Origin of the sequence: Pseudomonas farsensis, from assembly GCF_014268805.2 — a bacterium.
GTDB lineage: Bacteria > Pseudomonadota > Gammaproteobacteria > Pseudomonadales > Pseudomonadaceae > Aquipseudomonas > Aquipseudomonas farsensis.
Window position 1 is genome coordinate 1,275,932 of record NZ_JABWRF020000001.1, and the last position, 16,625, is coordinate 1,292,556.

Annotated in this window: 16 protein-coding genes and 1 pseudogene; 10 read left to right on the forward strand and 7 right to left on the reverse strand. The window is 56.5% G+C overall.

The genetic code is table 11. The annotated features are described in order from the left end of the window. Window position 1 precedes the first annotated feature (1 nt). The 5 genes and pseudogenes from nuoC to HU719_RS05635 form a co-directional block, all read right to left on the reverse strand. Complete coding sequence (gene nuoC / locus HU719_RS05615; protein ID WP_186536055.1) at window positions 2-1,783, reverse strand: NADH-quinone oxidoreductase subunit C/D; 1,782 nt, start codon at window positions 1,781-1,783, stop codon at window positions 2-4. Between the two features lie 78 nt (window positions 1,784-1,861). After that, window positions 1,862-2,539 (reverse strand): NuoB/complex I 20 kDa subunit family protein, encoded by a 678-nt coding sequence (locus HU719_RS05620; protein WP_012313769.1) that lies wholly within the window; start codon window positions 2,537-2,539, stop codon window positions 1,862-1,864. Window positions 2,540-2,548: 9 nt separating this feature from the next. After that, complete coding sequence (locus HU719_RS05625) at window positions 2,549-2,962, reverse strand: NADH-quinone oxidoreductase subunit A (protein ID WP_186519924.1); 414 nt, start codon at window positions 2,960-2,962, stop codon at window positions 2,549-2,551. Window positions 2,963-3,342: 380 nt separating this feature from the next. After that, window positions 3,343-3,729: a lysoplasmalogenase family protein gene (locus tag HU719_RS05630; protein WP_225917110.1), complete on the reverse strand. Its 387-nt coding sequence runs from the start codon at window positions 3,727-3,729 to the stop codon at window positions 3,343-3,345. 156 nt (window positions 3,730-3,885) lie between these two features. Further along, window positions 3,886-4,288 (reverse strand): annotated as a pseudogene (locus HU719_RS05635) (isocitrate lyase); the annotation flags it as partial. Window positions 4,289-4,709: 421 nt separating this feature from the next. Here HU719_RS05635 and HU719_RS05640 point away from each other — a divergent pair. The 10 genes from HU719_RS05640 to HU719_RS05685 all read left to right on the forward strand — a co-directional run bounded on the left by HU719_RS05640 (window position 4,710) and on the right by HU719_RS05685 (window position 13,913). Further along, the gene (locus tag HU719_RS05640; protein WP_186519926.1) at window positions 4,710-5,957 is read left to right on the forward strand and encodes an aminotransferase class I/II-fold pyridoxal phosphate-dependent enzyme; all 1,248 of its coding nucleotides are present in this window, start codon (window positions 4,710-4,712) and stop codon (window positions 5,955-5,957) included. Continuing rightward, window positions 5,954-6,796 (forward strand): HpcH/HpaI aldolase/citrate lyase family protein, encoded by an 843-nt coding sequence (locus HU719_RS05645; protein WP_186519927.1) that lies wholly within the window; start codon window positions 5,954-5,956, stop codon window positions 6,794-6,796. Before HU719_RS05640 ends, HU719_RS05645 begins: the two co-directional genes overlap by 4 nt. Next, on the forward strand, window positions 6,796-7,320 hold the full coding sequence (locus HU719_RS05650; protein ID WP_186536054.1) for a MaoC family dehydratase: 525 nt from the start codon (window positions 6,796-6,798) through the stop codon (window positions 7,318-7,320). Before HU719_RS05645 ends, HU719_RS05650 begins: the two co-directional genes overlap by 1 nt. Window positions 7,321-7,344: 24 nt before the next feature. Next, on the forward strand, window positions 7,345-8,346 hold the full coding sequence (locus HU719_RS05655) for an ornithine cyclodeaminase family protein (protein ID WP_186519929.1): 1,002 nt from the start codon (window positions 7,345-7,347) through the stop codon (window positions 8,344-8,346). Window positions 8,347-8,398: 52 nt separating this feature from the next. Beyond that, window positions 8,399-9,376: an NAD(P)-dependent oxidoreductase gene (locus HU719_RS05660; RefSeq protein WP_186536053.1), complete on the forward strand. Its 978-nt coding sequence runs from the start codon at window positions 8,399-8,401 to the stop codon at window positions 9,374-9,376. Then, window positions 9,369-10,112: a class II aldolase/adducin family protein gene (locus HU719_RS05665; protein ID WP_186519931.1), complete on the forward strand. Its 744-nt coding sequence runs from the start codon at window positions 9,369-9,371 to the stop codon at window positions 10,110-10,112. The genes HU719_RS05660 and HU719_RS05665 overlap by 8 nt, the downstream gene beginning before the upstream one ends. Beyond that, window positions 10,109-11,167, forward strand: coding sequence for a pyridoxal phosphate-dependent aminotransferase (locus tag HU719_RS05670; RefSeq protein ID WP_186536052.1), 1,059 nt, complete (start codon window positions 10,109-10,111; stop codon window positions 11,165-11,167). The genes HU719_RS05665 and HU719_RS05670 overlap by 4 nt, the downstream gene beginning before the upstream one ends. A gap of 73 nt (window positions 11,168-11,240) precedes the next feature. Beyond that, the gene (locus HU719_RS05675) at window positions 11,241-11,975 is read left to right on the forward strand and encodes a type IV toxin-antitoxin system AbiEi family antitoxin domain-containing protein (RefSeq protein WP_186536051.1); all 735 of its coding nucleotides are present in this window, start codon (window positions 11,241-11,243) and stop codon (window positions 11,973-11,975) included. Between the two features lie 25 nt (window positions 11,976-12,000). Continuing rightward, window positions 12,001-13,155 carry an MFS transporter gene (locus HU719_RS05680; RefSeq protein WP_186519935.1) on the forward strand — a complete coding sequence of 385 codons (1,155 nt, stop codon included), beginning with the start codon at window positions 12,001-12,003 and terminating at the stop codon, window positions 13,153-13,155. Between the two features lie 17 nt (window positions 13,156-13,172). Then, the gene (locus HU719_RS05685; RefSeq protein ID WP_186519936.1) at window positions 13,173-13,913 is read left to right on the forward strand and encodes an SDR family NAD(P)-dependent oxidoreductase; all 741 of its coding nucleotides are present in this window, start codon (window positions 13,173-13,175) and stop codon (window positions 13,911-13,913) included. Window positions 13,914-14,030: 117 nt separating this feature from the next. Here HU719_RS05685 and aceA read toward each other — a convergent pair whose 3' ends face one another. Then, window positions 14,031-15,356 (reverse strand): isocitrate lyase, encoded by a 1,326-nt coding sequence (gene aceA, locus HU719_RS05690; RefSeq protein WP_186519937.1) that lies wholly within the window; start codon window positions 15,354-15,356, stop codon window positions 14,031-14,033. A gap of 484 nt (window positions 15,357-15,840) precedes the next feature. Next, window positions 15,841-16,575, reverse strand: a complete 735-nt coding sequence (locus HU719_RS05695) for a secretin GspD/PilQ domain-containing protein (RefSeq protein WP_225917111.1) — start codon at window positions 16,573-16,575, stop codon at window positions 15,841-15,843. Window positions 16,576-16,625 lie beyond the last annotated feature (50 nt).

A 16,625-nucleotide genomic window follows, 5' to 3' on the forward strand; every position in this document is an offset into this window, starting at 1 on the left:
CTTAGCGGTCCACGTCAGCCATAACGAAGTCGATACTGCCCAGGTACGCAATGAGGTCCGCGACCATGCTGCCTTTGATCACCGAAGGGATCTGCTGCAGGTGCGGGTAGCTCGGGGTGCGGATCCGGGTGCGGTAGCTCATGGTGCCGCCGTCGCTCGTCAGGTAGTAACTGTTGATGCCCTTGGTCGCCTCGATCATCTGGAACGACTCGTTGGCCGGCATGACCGGGCCCCACGAGACTTGCAGGAAGTGAGTGATCAAGGTCTCGATGTGCTGCAGGGTGCGCTCTTTGGGCGGCGGCGTGGTCAGCGGGTGATCCGCCTTGTACGGGCCTTCCGGCATGTTGCGCAGGCACTGGTCGATGATGCGGATACTCTGGCGCATCTCCTCGACCCGGACCATGCAGCGATCGTAGGCATCGCCGTTGTGGGCCAGCGGTACTTCGAACTCGAAGTTCTCGTAGCCGGAGTAGGGGCGCGCTTTACGCAGGTCGAAGTCGCAACCGGTGGAGCGCAGGCCGGCACCGGTGGTGCCCCATTCCAGGGCCTCTTTGGTGTTGTACGCGGCAACGCCGATGGTACGGCCCTTGAGGATGCTGTTCTGCAGCGCAGCCTTGGTGTATTCGTCCAGGCGCTTTGGCAGCCAATCGACGAAGTCCTTGACCAGTTTTTCCCAACCGCGTGGCAGGTCGTGGGCGACGCCACCGATGCGGTACCAGGCCGGGTGCAGGCGGAAACCGGTGATCGCTTCGATCACGGTGTAGGCGCGCTGGCGGTCGGTGAAGGTGAAGAACACCGGGGTCATGGCGCCCACGTCCTGGATATAGGTACCCAGGAACAGCAGGTGGCTGGTGATGCGGAAGAATTCTGCAAGCATGACGCGGATAACGTCGACTTTCTGCGGCACCTTGATGCCCGCCAGCTTCTCGACGGCCAACACGTACGGCAGGTTATTCATCACCCCGCCGAGGTAGTCGATACGGTCGGTGTAGGGGATGAAGCTGTGCCACGACTGGCGCTCGGCCATTTTTTCGGCTCCACGGTGGTGGTAGCCGATGTCCGGGACGCAGTCGACGATTTCTTCGCCGTCCAATTGCAGCACGATACGGAACGCACCGTGGGCCGAAGGGTGGTTGGGGCCAAGGTTGAGGAACATGTAGTCCTCGTTGGCGCCCTGGCGTTTCATGCCCCAGGCTTCGGGGTTGAAGCGCGCCGACTCTTCTTCGAGCTGCTGCTTGGCAAGGGTCAGGCTGAACGGGTCGAACTCGGTGGCGCGGGCAGGGTAGTCCTTGCGCAGCGGGTGACCTTCCCAGGTGGGCGGCATCATGATGCGGCTCAGGTGCGGGTGGCCGGCAAAATCGATGCCGAACATGTCCCACACTTCACGCTCGTACCAGTTGGCGTTCGGCCAGATGCTGGTCACGGTCGGCAGGTTGAGGTCGCCTTCGCTGAGCGACACCTTGATCATCACGTCGCTGTTACGTTCGATCGACAGCAGGTGGTAGAACACGCTGAAGTCGGCGGCGGGCAGGCCACGGCGCTGGGTGCGCAGGCGCTCGTCGACGCCGTGCAGGTCGTACAGCATGCTGTAGGGCTTGGCGACGCCACGCAGGAAGCTCAGCACTTCCTTGAGTTGTGCGCGCTTGACCCACAGTACCGGCATGCCGGTGCGGGTTTCCTGGGCGACGAATGCTTCGGCGCCAAAGCGGTTGTTCAGTTCGACGACCACATCTTGGTCGTCAGCCTTGTAAGGCGGAATGAAAATAGCGTTGTCCGCTGTCATGGTCTCGGTCGCTTTGGGTCAACGTTAAGAATGAAGCCAGGCCGCCGGCTCCATGGGAGCGGGCGGCAGGTCGCTGGATCAGACTTCGTCGGGGCTGCGCAGGTTGGTTACCGCGATACGCTGTTCGCGACGCAGGTCTTTCTGGGCGGGCATCTCGGCACGGTAAATGCCTTGATCACCGACAACCCAGGAAAGCGGGCGTCGCTCCTGGCCGATGGATTCCTGCAGCAGCATCAAGCCTTGCAGGAATGCTTCGGGGCGTGGCGGGCAGCCAGGCACGTACACGTCCACGGGGAGGAACTTGTCGACCCCCTGAACGACCGAGTAGATGTCGTACATGCCGCCGGAGTTGGCGCACGAACCCATGGAGATGACCCATTTGGGCTCGAGCATCTGCTCATAGAGGCGCTGGATGATCGGCGCCATCTTGATGAAGCAGGTACCGGCGATGACCATGAAGTCGGCCTGACGCGGCGATGCCCGGATGACTTCGGCGCCGAAGCGGGCGATGTCGTGGGGCGCCGTGAAGGCCGTGGTCATTTCCACGTAACAGCAGGACAGGCCGAAGTTGTACGGCCAGAGGGAGTTCTTGCGACCCCAGTTGACTGCCCCACGCAGAACATCTTCGAGTTTCCCCATGTAGATGTTCTTGTGGACCTGGTCCTCTAGCAGTTGATCGGTGACGGTTTCCCGTTCACCGACCGGGTACTGCTCGTTGGGTGCATCCGGATCGATTCTGGTGAGATTGTATTGCATGCCAAAGCCTCATTGTTTCAGCTTCGCTTGCCGCTTGCGACGACCTTCGGGAGCCCAATCGAGCGCCCCGACGCGCCAAAGGTAGACAAGACCTGCCAACAGAATTGCTATGAAAACGAGTGCTTCGACGAATCCGGTCCAGCCGCTTTCGCGGACGGACACAGACCATGCATACAGGAAGAGGGCTTCGATATCGAAGATCACGAACAGCATCGCGACCAGATAGAATTTTGCGGACAGGCGCAGGCGGGCGCTGCCAGTAGGCAGCATGCCGGATTCGAAGGGTTCGTTCTTGGCGCGGCCCCAGGCTTTGCTACCGAGCAGGCTGGACAGGCCGAGCATGAAGGCACACAGGCCGACGACACCCAGGAGGAAGATGGCAAAGCCCCAGTTGTGGGCCATGAGTCCTGCTGAATCGGACATGCTGAAATCCTTATACAGAGACCCAGCTCTGCAGTCTGAAATAAGTAGAGCGGCGACGCGGTGTCGCAGAAGCAGTGACCAAATGTCGCAGCTGAATCAATCGCGCTGATTTTATGGGTAAACCCTCAGCAAGTAAAATTTCCGAAGCAAATTTATTCGTAGATTTAAGAACAAAAAACCTTTGTAACTGGCTGAAAGCCTTGTAGTTCGGGCATTGCGTGCGGTTTTGTTAATTATGTTTCTTACCTGGCGTAATGGCGGCTTAGTTGCGGAATGATAATTAATATCATTTGAACTGCGCCGTATTCATTTGCCCCTTCTACGCCTTGTAAAGTTCGTCTGGCGAGCGACACCAATTGCAAATGGGAAAACCCCTCGTTCTAGCAGCTTCTTAGAATGCCTGCACTGCTCTGAGTCAACGCTTTGTCGGTTTTGCCGCTGCCGCGGCAGGCCGAGGTGCGGCAGAGCATGGCGCCGATGGCAAGGGCGTACAGCTCCACCGGTATAAACCGCGGGTCGAGCCCTTTGCTGGCAATCAAGCAGAGTACGCCGCCGCCGACCAGCACGGCGAACGCCAGCGCCGACACCGCGGGGCTCGGGTTGAGATTGCAGTAGCCGCGCAGGTAGGCCGGGCGTGCGCACAGGAAAGCAGCCAGGCCGCATAGGAACAGATCCTTCGGCCTGGCCAGCAGGGGCGGCGATGGCCAGTGCATATAAAGAGCAGTGGTGGCCAGGACGAGAATCATTGAGTGGCTTGGACATGGCATGGGCGGTCCTTGCTGGCGATGCTGCCTCAAGGATAGACCTAATCCGCAATGTTGCCTGTGCCGCCGATGAGGCCTTACAGGCAAAACAAAGCTCTGACAGTGGAACTGCTCGTCCTCTGTCGAACCAGTCAGTGCGGTCACCGACGATGCGCCACCTTAAATCACGATGGTCATGTGATCGACGTAGCCCGTGCCCACTTCCTGCTGGTGCGCCACCAAGGTGTAACCCTTGCTCGCGTCTCGTCGGCGAACGCCTGCTCCTGCAGCTTCACGTAGGCGGTCATGTCGTTGCGGGCGTAGTCGTGCGCCAGGTTGAACATGCCGTGTCACATGTGTGGATGCCGGCCATGGTGATGAACTGGTGCTTGTGGCCCGGCGCCCGCGGCTCGCGCTGGAATTTGGAAATGGTGGCGTCGTCCAGGTTCTTCTTTCAGTTGAGGGGCGGCGAGCAGTTCTGCGACAGCAGTTGGTCCGGGTATTTCTTCTAGATCGCCTCGGCGAAGTGGCGTGCTTCGTCCAGGTCGGGCCTGGCAGTTTCGCACCAGATCATGTCGGCGTACCAGAGGTCACGGGTAGTGGCCCGGCCAGAGCTGTGGGGTGGCTGGTGGGAAGATGTGCTAAAAAATGGCGTGAATATATCTGGCCAATTTCAGATGCGGGGGAGAGGCTTTAGATGGGGCCAAGGTGAAGTGCAACAAACAGTTTCTGAGCGGGTACCGTTCTGGCTTAGATTGTTTAGGCGCTTTTGGGTGTGGGTTGGTTGTTTGATCTTTTCACTGGATATCACCTGAGGCATGAGTTTTCGCGTGTCTGGATGCTCTGCTTTTCTCTTGGGGTTGACCTTCCTGGTTGTAGGGTGTTGGTATTGCATCCGACCTTTGGATTGTTGAAAGGCAGCAAGTAATAATTTGTATTGGCTGCTGTAGGAAGTTTCCTTTTTCTTTGTAAGTAAAGTGTGCGTGCATGCTTAAGGGAGTGCTATGTCCGAGCAAAGGAATTTTTTCATCAATACCGCCCGCACTGTTGAGTTGGGGAGCGCGGCTTGGGAGCTCGCTCAAGATTCTGGCCTGACAGATCGCAGTGTGGCCCACTATCCATCCGGTCGCCTGCGTGACCAGGACGGGCATGTCTTCATGAATATGTGCTCATGCTCCTATCTGGGGCTGGAGACTGATAAGCGACTGGTCCAGCGGGCGGCTCGCTATGTATTGGAGAGTGGTACTGTCAACCTGCCGACCTCGCGCATTCGTATCCGTCTTCGTGAATTGGATGAACTGGAAGAGGCATTGTCATCGCATTTCAGTTGTCAAGCATTTACAGCTACATCCTGTAGTGCCGGAATTGTAGCTTCATTACCGTTACTCGCTGCCGGCATATTCACCAATGGAGTACGGCCCTATCTGGTTTTTGACAAGAATGCGCATTTTGCATTGAATCAGATGAAGGCTGTGTGCGGTGATGAAACACAGGTCGCTACATGCGAACATAATGATGTGCAGTTTTTGGAAGATATGTGCCGGCGTCATCGTCAGGTGGCTTATGTTGCCGATGGAGCTTATAGTATGGGTGGTGCTGCGCCCATTGAGCAGTTGCTTGGCTTGCAAGATAAGTACGGGCTGTTTCTTTATTTTGATGACTCTCATTCATTGAGCGCTTATGGAGAACAGGGCGAAGGTATTGTCCGCGCGCTAATGCCAGAAATAAACAGCAGGACTATTCTGGTTTATTCGTTGGCTAAGGCATTTGCTGCCAATGGCGGTGGCATCTTTATGTCTAAGCAGGCACCGTATCTAAAGGAGTTTCGTCGGTTTGGCGGGCCGATGTCCTATTCGCAGTATCTAAATCCAGCTGCGATCGGTGCAGCGATGGCCTCGCTGGAAATTCACCATAGTACCGAACTAGCAATCTTGCAGTGCAGGCTGGCCGACAATATCACGTTGTTCGACCAGCTAGTGCCAACCGAGTATACCGGCACACCATCGCCCATTCGTGTAATCCCGATGGCGAGTCCTGGCATGGCTGTCAAGGTATCCGAGGCTGTGTTCCAGAAAGGCTATTACACCTCCGCGGTCTTTTTTCCGATCGTCGCAAGGAATAAATCCGGCCTGCGGGTCATGCTGCGTGCAGACATGACCGAGCTAGACATCCACAGTTTCTGTTCGATCGTTGCGCAGCAGGTTCAGCAGTGGGGCGAGGCGCAGGAAGAACAGATGGAGGTGCATCCATGAGTTCATCCACCCCCCGGAGCCTGCTCTACTGCTCTGCCCTCTACCCAGGCCAATACTGCAAACGTGGGTTGAGCGACGTCATGGTCTTGGATATGGAGGATGGTGTGCCCCTTGGGCGGAAGGCTGAAGCACGGGAAAACCTTGAGCGATTTTTTGCCGAGCAGCCATCGGTCAGCACGGCGGTGCGCATCAACTCCCTGCGCAACAACGAGGGGTTGCGGGACCTGCTCTTGCTTAAGCGGTTGGAGCACCAGCCACAACAAGTAGTTATGACCATGCTTGAGTGTGCAAGCGAAATTGATGTCGTGCGCGCCAACGTAGCCCGCGAGGAAGGTATATCTCCCTTGGTGTTGGTCACAGTGGAGACCCCTTTATGCATACGTGACATCCACGCGGTGGCCCATCGTGCCGATGGTTTGATCTTCGGTTCCGCAGATTACGCGGCTAGTATGGGTGTGGATATTGGTGGTTGGGAGAACATGCTGCATGCACGTTCTTGCATTGTCGCCGCAGCGGCAGCAGCCAGCATTCCTGCATTCGATACTGCTTACTTTCATCTGGATGACGAGCCTGGGCTGTTGTGGGAAAGCTCGGCTGTCCGGGGGTTGGGCTTTAGCGGCAAGACCGCGATCCATCCGCGTCAGGTGGCTACCATCAACCAGGTCTTCAGTCCTTCGCCAGAGGAAATCCAAAGAGCCCGCGAAATTATCGAGGCTTCCCGCAGCAATGGCGACAAGATTACTCGGTTGAATGCGCGGATGATCGGGCCTCCGTTCGTCAAACAATCCACCAAGGTCATGCAGCGAGCCCAAGAACTGGGGCTCTTTGGAGTTTGGTAATGGAACCGATGATCACCGGGTATCAGCGAATTGCAGCAAACCGCTATCGGGAAGCCCTAGGTTTGTACTACGAGGCGTTCGTTGTCGGCGACCTGTTTGAGCATCGGCCAGGTCGGACCGTCACGGAGTTAGACAATATTTGGCAGTCCCTGATCAACATGAACAACCACCCCTCCCATGTCGATGCTCACTATGCACAGCATACCGAGTTCGGTCGTCTACTGGTCAACAGTTCGGTGACTTTGGCCATCATCAGTGGGATGACTGTCTCGACTTTAAGTGCGCGTGCGATCGCTAACTTGGGTTGGGACGAAATTCGCCTGCCGAACCCGGTGTTTGCAGGTGACACTCTCTATGCCGAGAGCGAAGTGCTGACAAAGCGACTTTCGGTCTCGCGGCCAGGACAAGGCATCGTTACGGTGCGGGTGACCGGTCGCAACCAAGATGGCTTGTCAGTTATTACCTACAGGCGAACTTTCCTGGTGCCGTGCGAAGCAAGTTCGCAGAGTTGCCAGATTGGTTGAGTCATAATGGTCGAGGATTCGGGCATGCTTCTACTTAATGCGCAAGATATTCGCGACTGCACTGATATCAAGGAGCTCTTGGCTGTGCTGGCAAGGGATTACCGAGCAAGCGCGCGCACGCCGGATAAGGTGCCTCCGCGGCATGTTATTGAGCATCCTGCGCACAAGGCTTTCTCCTTGTTCATGCCTGCTGTTCTCACTGATAGAAAGGTGATGGGGGTCAAGGTGTCGTCTTTCTTCCCAGGCAATGTCAATCGAGGGCTGCCGGCTATAAACGGCGCGGTTTTGCTACTCGATTCCTGTACCGGGCAGTTGCAAGCTATGCTCGATAGCTGTGCGCTTACGGCACTCCGCACTGCTGCCATGAGTGCGCTGGCCACCGACCGTCTCTGCCCAATCGCGCAACCAACACTGGCGATAATCGGGGCAGGGGTGCAGGCCAAGGCCCATATAGAGGCTATGGCTGCGATCCGAACATTGCGTAGGGTCAAGGTAGTGGCCAGAGACCTGGATCGCTGCCATGCCTTCGCTGTCTCCATGAGCGAACAGATTGGCGTGCCGGTAGAGGCTGTCAAGTCAGTCAAGCAGGCACTGCTTGATGCGGATATCGTCTGCACCACCACTTCCCACGATAAGCCATCCCCCCTGGTCCACCCTCATCAACTTAAGCGTGGGGTGCACATCAACGCTATCGGGGGCAGCACGCTGCAAGCCTGTGAAGTTGATCCTTGTTTGCTCAGTCAGGCGCTTATCCATGTTGACGACCCGCAGGCGGCAATGCATGAGTCAGGGGAAATCAGTCAGGCTCTGGCGCGTTCGCTCATCACTTCTGAGCAGGTCGTAGGGCTGGAGGTGGCGCTGCGAGAGCCTGCACTCCCATGGCAGGCGGCAACCAGCTACTTCCGATGTGTGGGTCATGCCAGTCAGGACATGATTGTTGCTATGCACCTGTACACCACTGCGTTGGAGCGGCAGTTGGGGCAGCGCTGCGACTACTTCCTCAGTTCCATGAAGAACCTTACCTAAGCGCACGGCAAATATGATTCCAATGGAAAAGGATAGGCACGTGAGAATTCTAATGATCGATTCATTACAGGTGAACTACCTCGAGCACAACGAGTTCGATGGTCTGCACGATGATGGCTGCGAGATCAAGGTGACCTGTACCCCAACGCCCGGGCAACTGGCATGGGCAGATGGCATCGTTGCATTCCATTCCGTAAGGGTTGATAACGCGCTGTTGGCTCAGGCGTCGCGATGTCGGGCGCTGGTGAAGGCAACCACGGGGGTGGATGATGTGGATATGGCTGCCTTAAGGGCTAAGGGGATCCGCTTTGCCAACGTCGGCCAGGTGGGGGTTGAGGAGGTGGCCGAACACAGCTTGGCGCTTGTGCTGCTAGCTCAGCGCAGGCTGCTTGAATACTTTCGACATACCCAGATGGGGGGGTGGTGCTGGCGTGAGTGCAATACACAGGCGCCAGGTGAGTTGCTCAAGTCATGCCATGAGACTGTGCTCGGCGTGTTGGGTTATGGCGCCATCGGCCAGGCAGTGGCCCGGCGTGCTGCTGTGTTTGGCTACCAAGTGAAATTCCATGATCCAGCGTTTGCGAACTGTCCTAATGGGGTGGCGCAGGCTTGTTCGTTTGAGGCCGTGCTGGCGCAAGCCGACATTCTGACGTTGCACCTACCGCTGACGCCGACGACTTACCATCTGTTCAATGAGTGCAATCTGGCCAGGCTCAAACCTGGCGCGGTACTGGTTAACACATCCCGAGGTGGGCTGATTGACACCGATAGTTTGTTGTCAGCACTGGATAGTGGGCAATTGAGGCAGGCCCTGCTTGATGTCGTCGAGCACGAGCCGGCGATCCCGTCAGCGCTGCGTGCACATGCGCGCGTGGCGCTGACGCCTCATGCGGCGTTTTGCAGCCAGCGGTCATTGTCGACCCTAAAGGCAAGGGCACTCAAAACTCTGCTGACGATGCTCGAGAAAGCACCGTCAGTGACCGACCAAGAGTGGTGGCCCCAAAATCAGGAGGGCGAAGCACATGTCTGAACCGATCAACGAGCGTAATCCTGAGGGGAATAGCGAGTTACCCGTCTGGTTCGAACGGAAAATCGCTCAAGACATACTGCTGTACGGGCAACGGTTGGCTGCTCGGCAACTGCTTATGAATACCCTTGGAAATATCGCGGTGCGGCGCCCATGCCCGCATCGTCGGCGCGATGTCATTTACACCAAGCACCTTGGTCTGTCACTGGAGGAGTGTGGGTTGGAGCATATTGTGGTGCTCGACTTGCTTACAGATGAGTTGATACACGGTGTGACAAGGCCAAGCGTGGGACACCGGATGCACCGAGAGATTTTCAGTTGTCGCCCAGACATAAATGCTACCGTGCACCTACACCCAAATGAAGTTCTGGCGTTCTTCTCGGTCATGCGATGGCGGGCAATGAAGTATGTCTCCAATGACACGGCCCTGGTGCTGGGCAAACCCCCTCGCATACTTGACGAGGGTGTGAATATCGAACTGGACATACATGCCATTTCTCAATGCGTGACTGAGACTAACTGCATCGTCATGCCAGGCCATGGCATCACCACCTTTGGGCGTAATCTCTCTGAAGCGTTTCATCGCGCCTTAGCCTTCACGGCGGAGGTCGGGCGTCTAATTGTTAGCCAGCAGTTGGCTGTCGCGAGTGGTTGCTCCGTGGTCTTTGCAAGTGAGGAGGAGGTTCGGCTCATGTATCGAAAGGGAGAGGAAATTATTTATGGAGGAGGTAACTTGTGAAGCTGCATTCGCACACCCTGGCTGCAGGGCACTGGAAAGCACCGGAGCGGGACTTCTCTTCTATTTTGCTCGATCTCAACGAGAATCAGTTTCTCGAGTCCTTCCTTGAGAAGTTTCTATCCGAAGCTTTGGCTCCTAGGGATCTATATACCTACCCTAACTACCGACAACTGCTCGACGCGCTCAGTGACTACTGTCAGGTCCCTCGCCAGAACCTTCTGTTGACCAATGGGGCCGATCAGGCTATCGATCTGGTGGTCCGTCTGGTGTTCGAGCCAGGCGCGCAGGTGGTTGTTCCATCCCCCGTTTTTTCGTTCTATTACCAGATGTTAGACGTCAATGGCGTGGAGGCGGTCATTGTGCCATACGAGCGGCGCGGGAAATTATTTCATCTTCCTTGCGATGTAGTGCTCGAAGCTTTGTCAGGTCGAGATGGGTTGATTTTGTGTAATCCGAATAATCCGTTGGGTGTGCAGATTGACCCTGATGATCTACAGCGCTTGATAGCTCGCTGCGTTGAACTGAATAAACCAGTGATTGTTGATGAGTGCTATTATGAGTACCTCCGCCATTCTTGCCTTGGTATCTTCAGCGGCCTTGAGCAGTTGTTCGTTATCCGCTCGTTTTCCAAATATTTCGGATTGGCAGGTCTGCGTGTCGGCTATGTGGTGGCCAGCACGCATGCTGTCAGTCAGTTGCTCAAATTGCGTGGCCCTTGGGATATCAACCACGCGGCAGTCAAGGCAGCTCAGCATTGTCTAGCCAATCAGCCAGAACTCGCAGCGGCGCATGATCGCCAAGATATAGTGCGTACGCGGATTGTTGAGTGCTGCCAAGGCTTTGGAATCGGCGTTATCGATACCCTTGCCAACTTCTTGCTGCTCGATGACGGCCCCGATCAGCGTTTGGCCAAAGCATTGCACAAGGCGGGGATACGTTTCAGCGATTGCTCACAATATCCCCATGCTGGTTCATTGCTGACCAATGTGCTGCGAGTGGCAATTCCAAAGGGAGACGATCTGCAATCGTTCATCCAGGCTTTGAAAGAAGCATGAAACTAGCGTTAGGGGCAGGGATGCCCTGCACCAACAGTCACCGGCGTTAGCCTAGAAGTCGCAGGATGCAGATATGCCCATACAACAACAATATTCTTTGATCAGAAAACTCTATACCTCCCAACCGCGCGAGATGTTGCTCGACCTAAGTACGTTGCAACGCATTGGGATATCGAGCCAGAGGGCCGCCAGCTATGCCAGGAATGGTTGGCTGAATCGTGTGGCTCGAGGTATTTATGCCTTTCCAGATAATGAGCTGAGCCTTGCGGTGGGCTGCTGCTATCTGGAGCGTCAGATAACCTGCCTACATTTAGGCGGTGGCAGTGCGCTTCGCGAAGTATATGGGAGTGATACTTCACTAGTATTGTGGGGCGATGACCGGGCCTCATTGCCTCGTTGGTTTGTCGAGCGTTATTCGGTGCGTTATGTATATGCGGGATTATTTGATTGGCGCGGCGATATAAAACTGCGCACTACGACACTTGAACGGCGGGACGGTGTGCTCAGGTCAATGCCTGAGCGTGCGTTGCTGGAGATGCTATATGAAGTCGGTAGCAATCGTGATTTATTGAAGGCTAGGGAGTATTTCTATGTCGTTGGCGAGGTCTGTCCTTTGGCCACTGGCCAACTACTCCAGTGTTGCACCAGCGTGAAGGCTGTGCGCTTATACCTGCGCTTGGCTCGTCAGGCGCAATTACTGGATGTCGATAAGTTACTGGGGCTCTGGAACATTCGAGTTGGAAGTGAGCGTCGCTGGATTTCAAGGCTGAAGGATGGCACGACATTGTGCCTCGGCCCTCATGGATAGTGTCGTAGGCCATAGCATTAAGCGAATGACTCCGATGATGCATAAGGTGGCACTGCTAAAGTCGCTATTTGTCCTGACCAACGGAGTCGGTTCGTTTGCGGCGTTATTCATGAGTCGGCACTTCGCTTTGGCAGATGCTGAATTGGCGACAATGGTGTCGCTGATGATCATCAGCTATCTGGCCGGAAACCTGCTTGGTGGCCAACTGCCGGGGCGTATGGGTAGCCGAATTCTTTTGTTGGGCTGCTCGTCAACGGCGCTACTCGCGCTGTTGGGTAGCTTACTGCCGATTTTACCCATCGCTATGGGGATGATTTTGCTTTTTATGTTCAATGCGGGTGCTATCACACCGCTTTTCAGTGTGATGACGGCCCAGGCGGCACCGTCCGGCGATCAGGTGGGGGCCTTTGCATATCTCCATCTCGCCAGTAATGCGGGTGGTGTCTTACTGTTTGTCGTAGGAGGCGTCCTGCTTAGTTTGCAGAGCCAGTATCTCTTGTGGTTTACCGCAGTGATTAGCCTGGTTTGCCTGGTGACGAGCGCTGTCTTGACCCTGCCGATGGTTGAGAGTCATCTCGATACTCATAAGGATGCGCAGTTTGAGTCAAAGAGTGTGCCCATACCTGCGGTGGTGATCTTGGCGGGTGTGATGTTCTTCGTATTGTCCTTGCTCGATGGCCAGCGCGAATACCAGTTTCCGCTCTGGTTAGGAGCATTGGGGGTAGGTGATGCGGCTCATTTGTTTGGAGTAGCAGGTATTGTCAATGGGTTACTAGTCATCGTACTAACTCGACCGTTGATCGCCTTGAGTCGCCGTTGCTCTGCCATGGCCAACATGGCGCTAGCTGCGATCTGCTACGGCATTGGTTTCGGCGCCTATGCTTTGCTCGAGACTTGGCCAGCAATATTGCTGATGGTGGTGGTCTGGACCCTGGGCGAAATCATCGGCATCACGTACATGGCGACCTTGATTGCCCAGCGAGCGCCGCGGTTGCAACAAGGTTTTTTGTTTTCATTGATACCTGTGATTCAAGCTGCTGCACGAGTGCTATGCGTGACCCTAGCTGTGCCGATGCTGGATGGCCTTGGCTTCAATGTTACTTGGGCAAGTTTTGGTTGCGCTGGTGTGATTTTTGGCGTGGCCTGTCTATTTCTTCAGCGTGCAAGACTTGATCAATGACAGAGAGGCTTGAAGGTATGAGCAAGGTGGTTGTTATTACTGGTGGCAACTCCGGTATCGGAGAGGCGTGTGCTTGGAAATTTGCCAGAGAGCAATGCACAGTTATTGTGTGCGGACGAGATCATGTTAGGAACGTCCGTGTATGTGAGAGTATCAACAGGGGAGCGGGGTGTGCGCATCCATACTCGGTTGATTTGCGTAGCCCCATCGAGTTGGCCGATCTCTTCAAGCAACTGGCTCTCGATCATCCACCTATAAATTGTCTCGTAAATAGCATTGGTATTGATGGTCGATCGTTTACAATGACCGAGGATTATCCCGATGCTGATTTCGAAGATGTCATGTCCACCAATGTAAGTGCGCCATGGCGATGCATGAAGGCTGTGTTGCCTGCAATGCGTGAAGCGGGGTATGGCAGTATTGTCAATGTCGCCTCGCTGGCAGGCCTGAATGCCAGTGTGACGGGTGGTTCTGTATACACCGCCAGCAAGCACGCCCTAGTTGGAATTACCAAGGCCGTTGCAAAGGAATATGCCCCTTATGGTGTGCGGGTCAGTGCCGTTTGCCCGGGGTTTGTGTCAACGCCATTGGCAAGGCATGTGTTGGGAAGCCAGTTTGATGACGTGTGCGCATCGCAGCCCATGGGACGAGTCTGTGAAGCTTATGAAGTTGCTGAGCTTGTGTACTGGCTTAGCTCCGACGCAGCTTCTTACGTAACTGGTGTGGCGGTACCAATCGATGGTGGATTCCGTGCTTAGGATTTGCTTGGAGTTTTGATGGGCGTCTGTAATGCCTTATTTCATCTGGGTAGTGTTGCATGAAAGAGGCCCGGGGCTTTTACAAGCTCCGGGCCTTCGTCTAACCGCAACCCACCATCAGTGGAACTGCTCTTCCTCGGTAGAGCCGGTCAGCGCCGTCACCGACGATGCGCCACCTTGAATCACGGTGGTCATGTCATCGAAGTAGCCCGTGCCTACTTCCTGCTGGTGCGCAACGAAGGTGTAACCCTTGCTCGCGTCGGCGAACTCCTGCTCTTGCAGCTTCACGTAGGCGGTCATGTCGTTGCGGGCGTAGTCGTGCGCCAGGTTGAACATGCCGTGCCACATGTTGTGGATGCCGGCCAGGGTGATGAACTGGTGCTTGTAGCCCATCGCCGACAGCTCGCGCTGGAATTTGGCAATGGTGGCGTCGTCCAGGTTCTTCTTCCAGTTGAAGGACGGCGAGCAGTTGTACGACAGCAGTTGGTCCGGGTATTCCTTCTTGATCGCCTCGGCGAAGCGGCGTGCTTCATCAAGGTCGGGCTTGGCGGTTTCGCACCAGATCAGGTCGGCATACGGGGCGTAGGCCAGGCCGCGGGAGATTGCCTGGTCGAGGCCTGCGCGTACCTTGTAGAAGCCCTCACGGGTGCGCTCGCCATTGACGAATGGCTGGTCGTACGGGTCGCAGTCGCTTGTCAGCAGGTCGGCGGCGTTGGCATCGGTACGGGCCAGGATGATGGTTGGCACCCCGGCAACGTCCGCAGCCAGTCGCGCGGCGATCAGCTTCTGTACAGCTTCCTGGGTGGGTACCAGCACCTTGCCACCCATGTGGCCGCATTTCTTGACAGAGGCCAGCTGGTCTTCGAAGTGCACGCCGGCAGCACCTGCCTCGATCATGTTCTTCATCAGTTCGTAGGCGTTGAGCACGCCGCCGAAACCGGCTTCGGCGTCAGCCACGATGGGCGCGAAGTAGTCGATGTAGCCTTCGTCGCCCGGGTTCTTGCCGGCTTTCCACTGGATCTGGTCGGCGCGGCGGAACGAGTTGTTGATGCGCTTGACCACGGTCGGTACGGAGTCGACCGGATACAGCGACTGGTCGGGGTACATGGACTCGGCCGAGTTGTTGTCGGCGGCCACCTGCCAGCCCGACAGATAAATAGCCTGGATACCGGCCTTGACCTGCTGCACGGCTTGGCCGCCGGTCAGGGCGCCCATGCAGTTGACGAAGTCTTTGTCAGGGCGGAAAGACGGGTGGGCACCCTGGGTGACCAGCTTCCACAGTTTCTCTGCGCCATGGCGCGCCAGGGTGTGCTCTGGCTGCATCGAGCCACGCAGACGAACGACATCGGCGGCGGTGTAGGTACGAGTCACGCCTTTCCAGCGCGGGTTTTCGGCCCAGTCTTTCTCGAGGGCTGCAATTTGCTGTTCGCGTGTCAGTGCCATGGAAATAAACCTCGTCGCATCGATCTTGAGATAGTTGTGCTGATGCCCGAAAACGCGGTTCAGAGTGCCTGACGGCTGGAGGAGGGTGCGGCGGCGACGGGAAGGTGCGAAGGGGAAGGGTGAGCAGTCGGGCGTGGCGGTGCAGTGCAGGTTGGCTCGTGGATGCCGTGCTGCCTTGCGACGCGGTTGCCAGTGCTGCGGTAATGCGCTTCCGTCCCTCGGGACAACTTCTTCGTTGCAGTCGCAACCTTGTCGAACCGCCTTGTGGGCTGTATGGACACGAAGCGCCTGCGCAGGTGGTGGCAGGACGCTCCGAAGACCCTTGCCAGGGCCTCTGATCAGCGGGAGCGGGGCCATCATGCCCTTGGGAAAAACACCCTGTCAAACGTTTTGTAGTGCTTTTATGGGTCTACTACATCTTTGGTCTAATACGACTTGGCAGTCAGTTTAGAGGCCTCTGGTCGAGGCCTTGAGTTGCCTGGATTCACTCCATCAGGTCGACTTTTACCCGCAAAGTCATGTTTTCACCGCGCTGGGTGCTGTAACTCAGGCTGGAGGCACTGCGCCCGGCCTGGCTTTGCTGATTGAAGCCCGCCAGCGTGATCCACTCGCCCAGGCGCCCGGTGACGGTTGTGTCGGTGCTTTGCACTTTCACTACATCCTGGCGTTCCTGGCTCATTCGGTCATTATTGGTGCTTATTTGCAGACGAACCGTGTCGCCGCTCAGGCTGGGAGTTACGTAGAAGCCCTGGGTCACGTTGCGGTATTCGGTGTTGCTCTGCACCCGCCCGTAGCCATCGGTGGAGCTGCTGGTGACGGGCACGCTCTGGCCCACCTGGATCAGCGCCGGCTGGCCTTCGCTGGCCTGAACCTGTTGCATGCCACCTTCGCGGTTGGCCGTGCCGTAGCGGATCACCCGGGCGTTGCCGCGGTTGTCCTGGAAGTTGCTGTCGTCGTTGTCGACGCTTATCAGCAGGCGTTTGGGCGCGGTGTCGAGCTGTTGCAGCAAGGTGCGCAGGTCGTCGATGCGCTGCTGCGGCGCGTTGACGATGAGCTTGTTCTCGAAGGTGCTGACGGTGCCATCCTTGCCGATGAACGACTGGGCGGTGGGCAGCAGTTCGGCGCTGGCTCGATGTTGTAGCGGGATGACCTCGGTGGCGGCCTGCGCGGTGAGGCTTGCAGTGAGGAGCAGCGAGGCGAAAAGAGGGCGTAGCGGCATGTCCATGATCTCCGCGGGTTGAACATGCATGATGGCAAATTTGTCAGCAT

Bases quoted from the DNA above. Each gene is read 5' to 3' on its own strand.
- HU719_RS05660 (WP_186536053.1), top strand. From the start codon at position 8,399: ATGATCGATTCATTACAGGTGAACTACCTCGAGCACAACGAGTTCGAT.
- HU719_RS05640 (WP_186519926.1), top strand. From the start codon at position 4,710: ATGTCCGAGCAAAGGAATTTTTTCATCAATACCGCCCGCACTGTTGAG.
- nuoC (WP_186536055.1), bottom strand. From the start codon at position 1,783: ATGACAGCGGACAACGCTATTTTCATTCCGCCTTACAAGGCTGACGAC.
- HU719_RS05650 (WP_186536054.1), top strand. From the start codon at position 6,796: ATGGAACCGATGATCACCGGGTATCAGCGAATTGCAGCAAACCGCTAT.
- HU719_RS05645 (WP_186519927.1), top strand. From the start codon at position 5,954: ATGAGTTCATCCACCCCCCGGAGCCTGCTCTACTGCTCTGCCCTCTAC.
- HU719_RS05675 (WP_186536051.1), top strand. From the start codon at position 11,241: ATGCCCATACAACAACAATATTCTTTGATCAGAAAACTCTATACCTCC.
- HU719_RS05680 (WP_186519935.1), top strand. From the start codon at position 12,001: ATGACTCCGATGATGCATAAGGTGGCACTGCTAAAGTCGCTATTTGTC.
- HU719_RS05625 (WP_186519924.1), bottom strand. From the start codon at position 2,962: ATGTCCGATTCAGCAGGACTCATGGCCCACAACTGGGGCTTTGCCATC.
- HU719_RS05630 (WP_225917110.1), bottom strand. From the start codon at position 3,729: ATGCCATGTCCAAGCCACTCAATGATTCTCGTCCTGGCCACCACTGCT.
- HU719_RS05665 (WP_186519931.1), top strand. From the start codon at position 9,369: ATGTCTGAACCGATCAACGAGCGTAATCCTGAGGGGAATAGCGAGTTA.
- HU719_RS05685 (WP_186519936.1), top strand. From the start codon at position 13,173: ATGAGCAAGGTGGTTGTTATTACTGGTGGCAACTCCGGTATCGGAGAG.
- HU719_RS05655 (WP_186519929.1), top strand. From the start codon at position 7,345: ATGCTTCTACTTAATGCGCAAGATATTCGCGACTGCACTGATATCAAG.
- HU719_RS05695 (WP_225917111.1), bottom strand. From the start codon at position 16,575: ATGCCGCTACGCCCTCTTTTCGCCTCGCTGCTCCTCACTGCAAGCCTC.
- HU719_RS05620 (WP_012313769.1), bottom strand. From the start codon at position 2,539: ATGCAATACAATCTCACCAGAATCGATCCGGATGCACCCAACGAGCAG.
- aceA (WP_186519937.1), bottom strand. From the start codon at position 15,356: ATGGCACTGACACGCGAACAGCAAATTGCAGCCCTCGAGAAAGACTGG.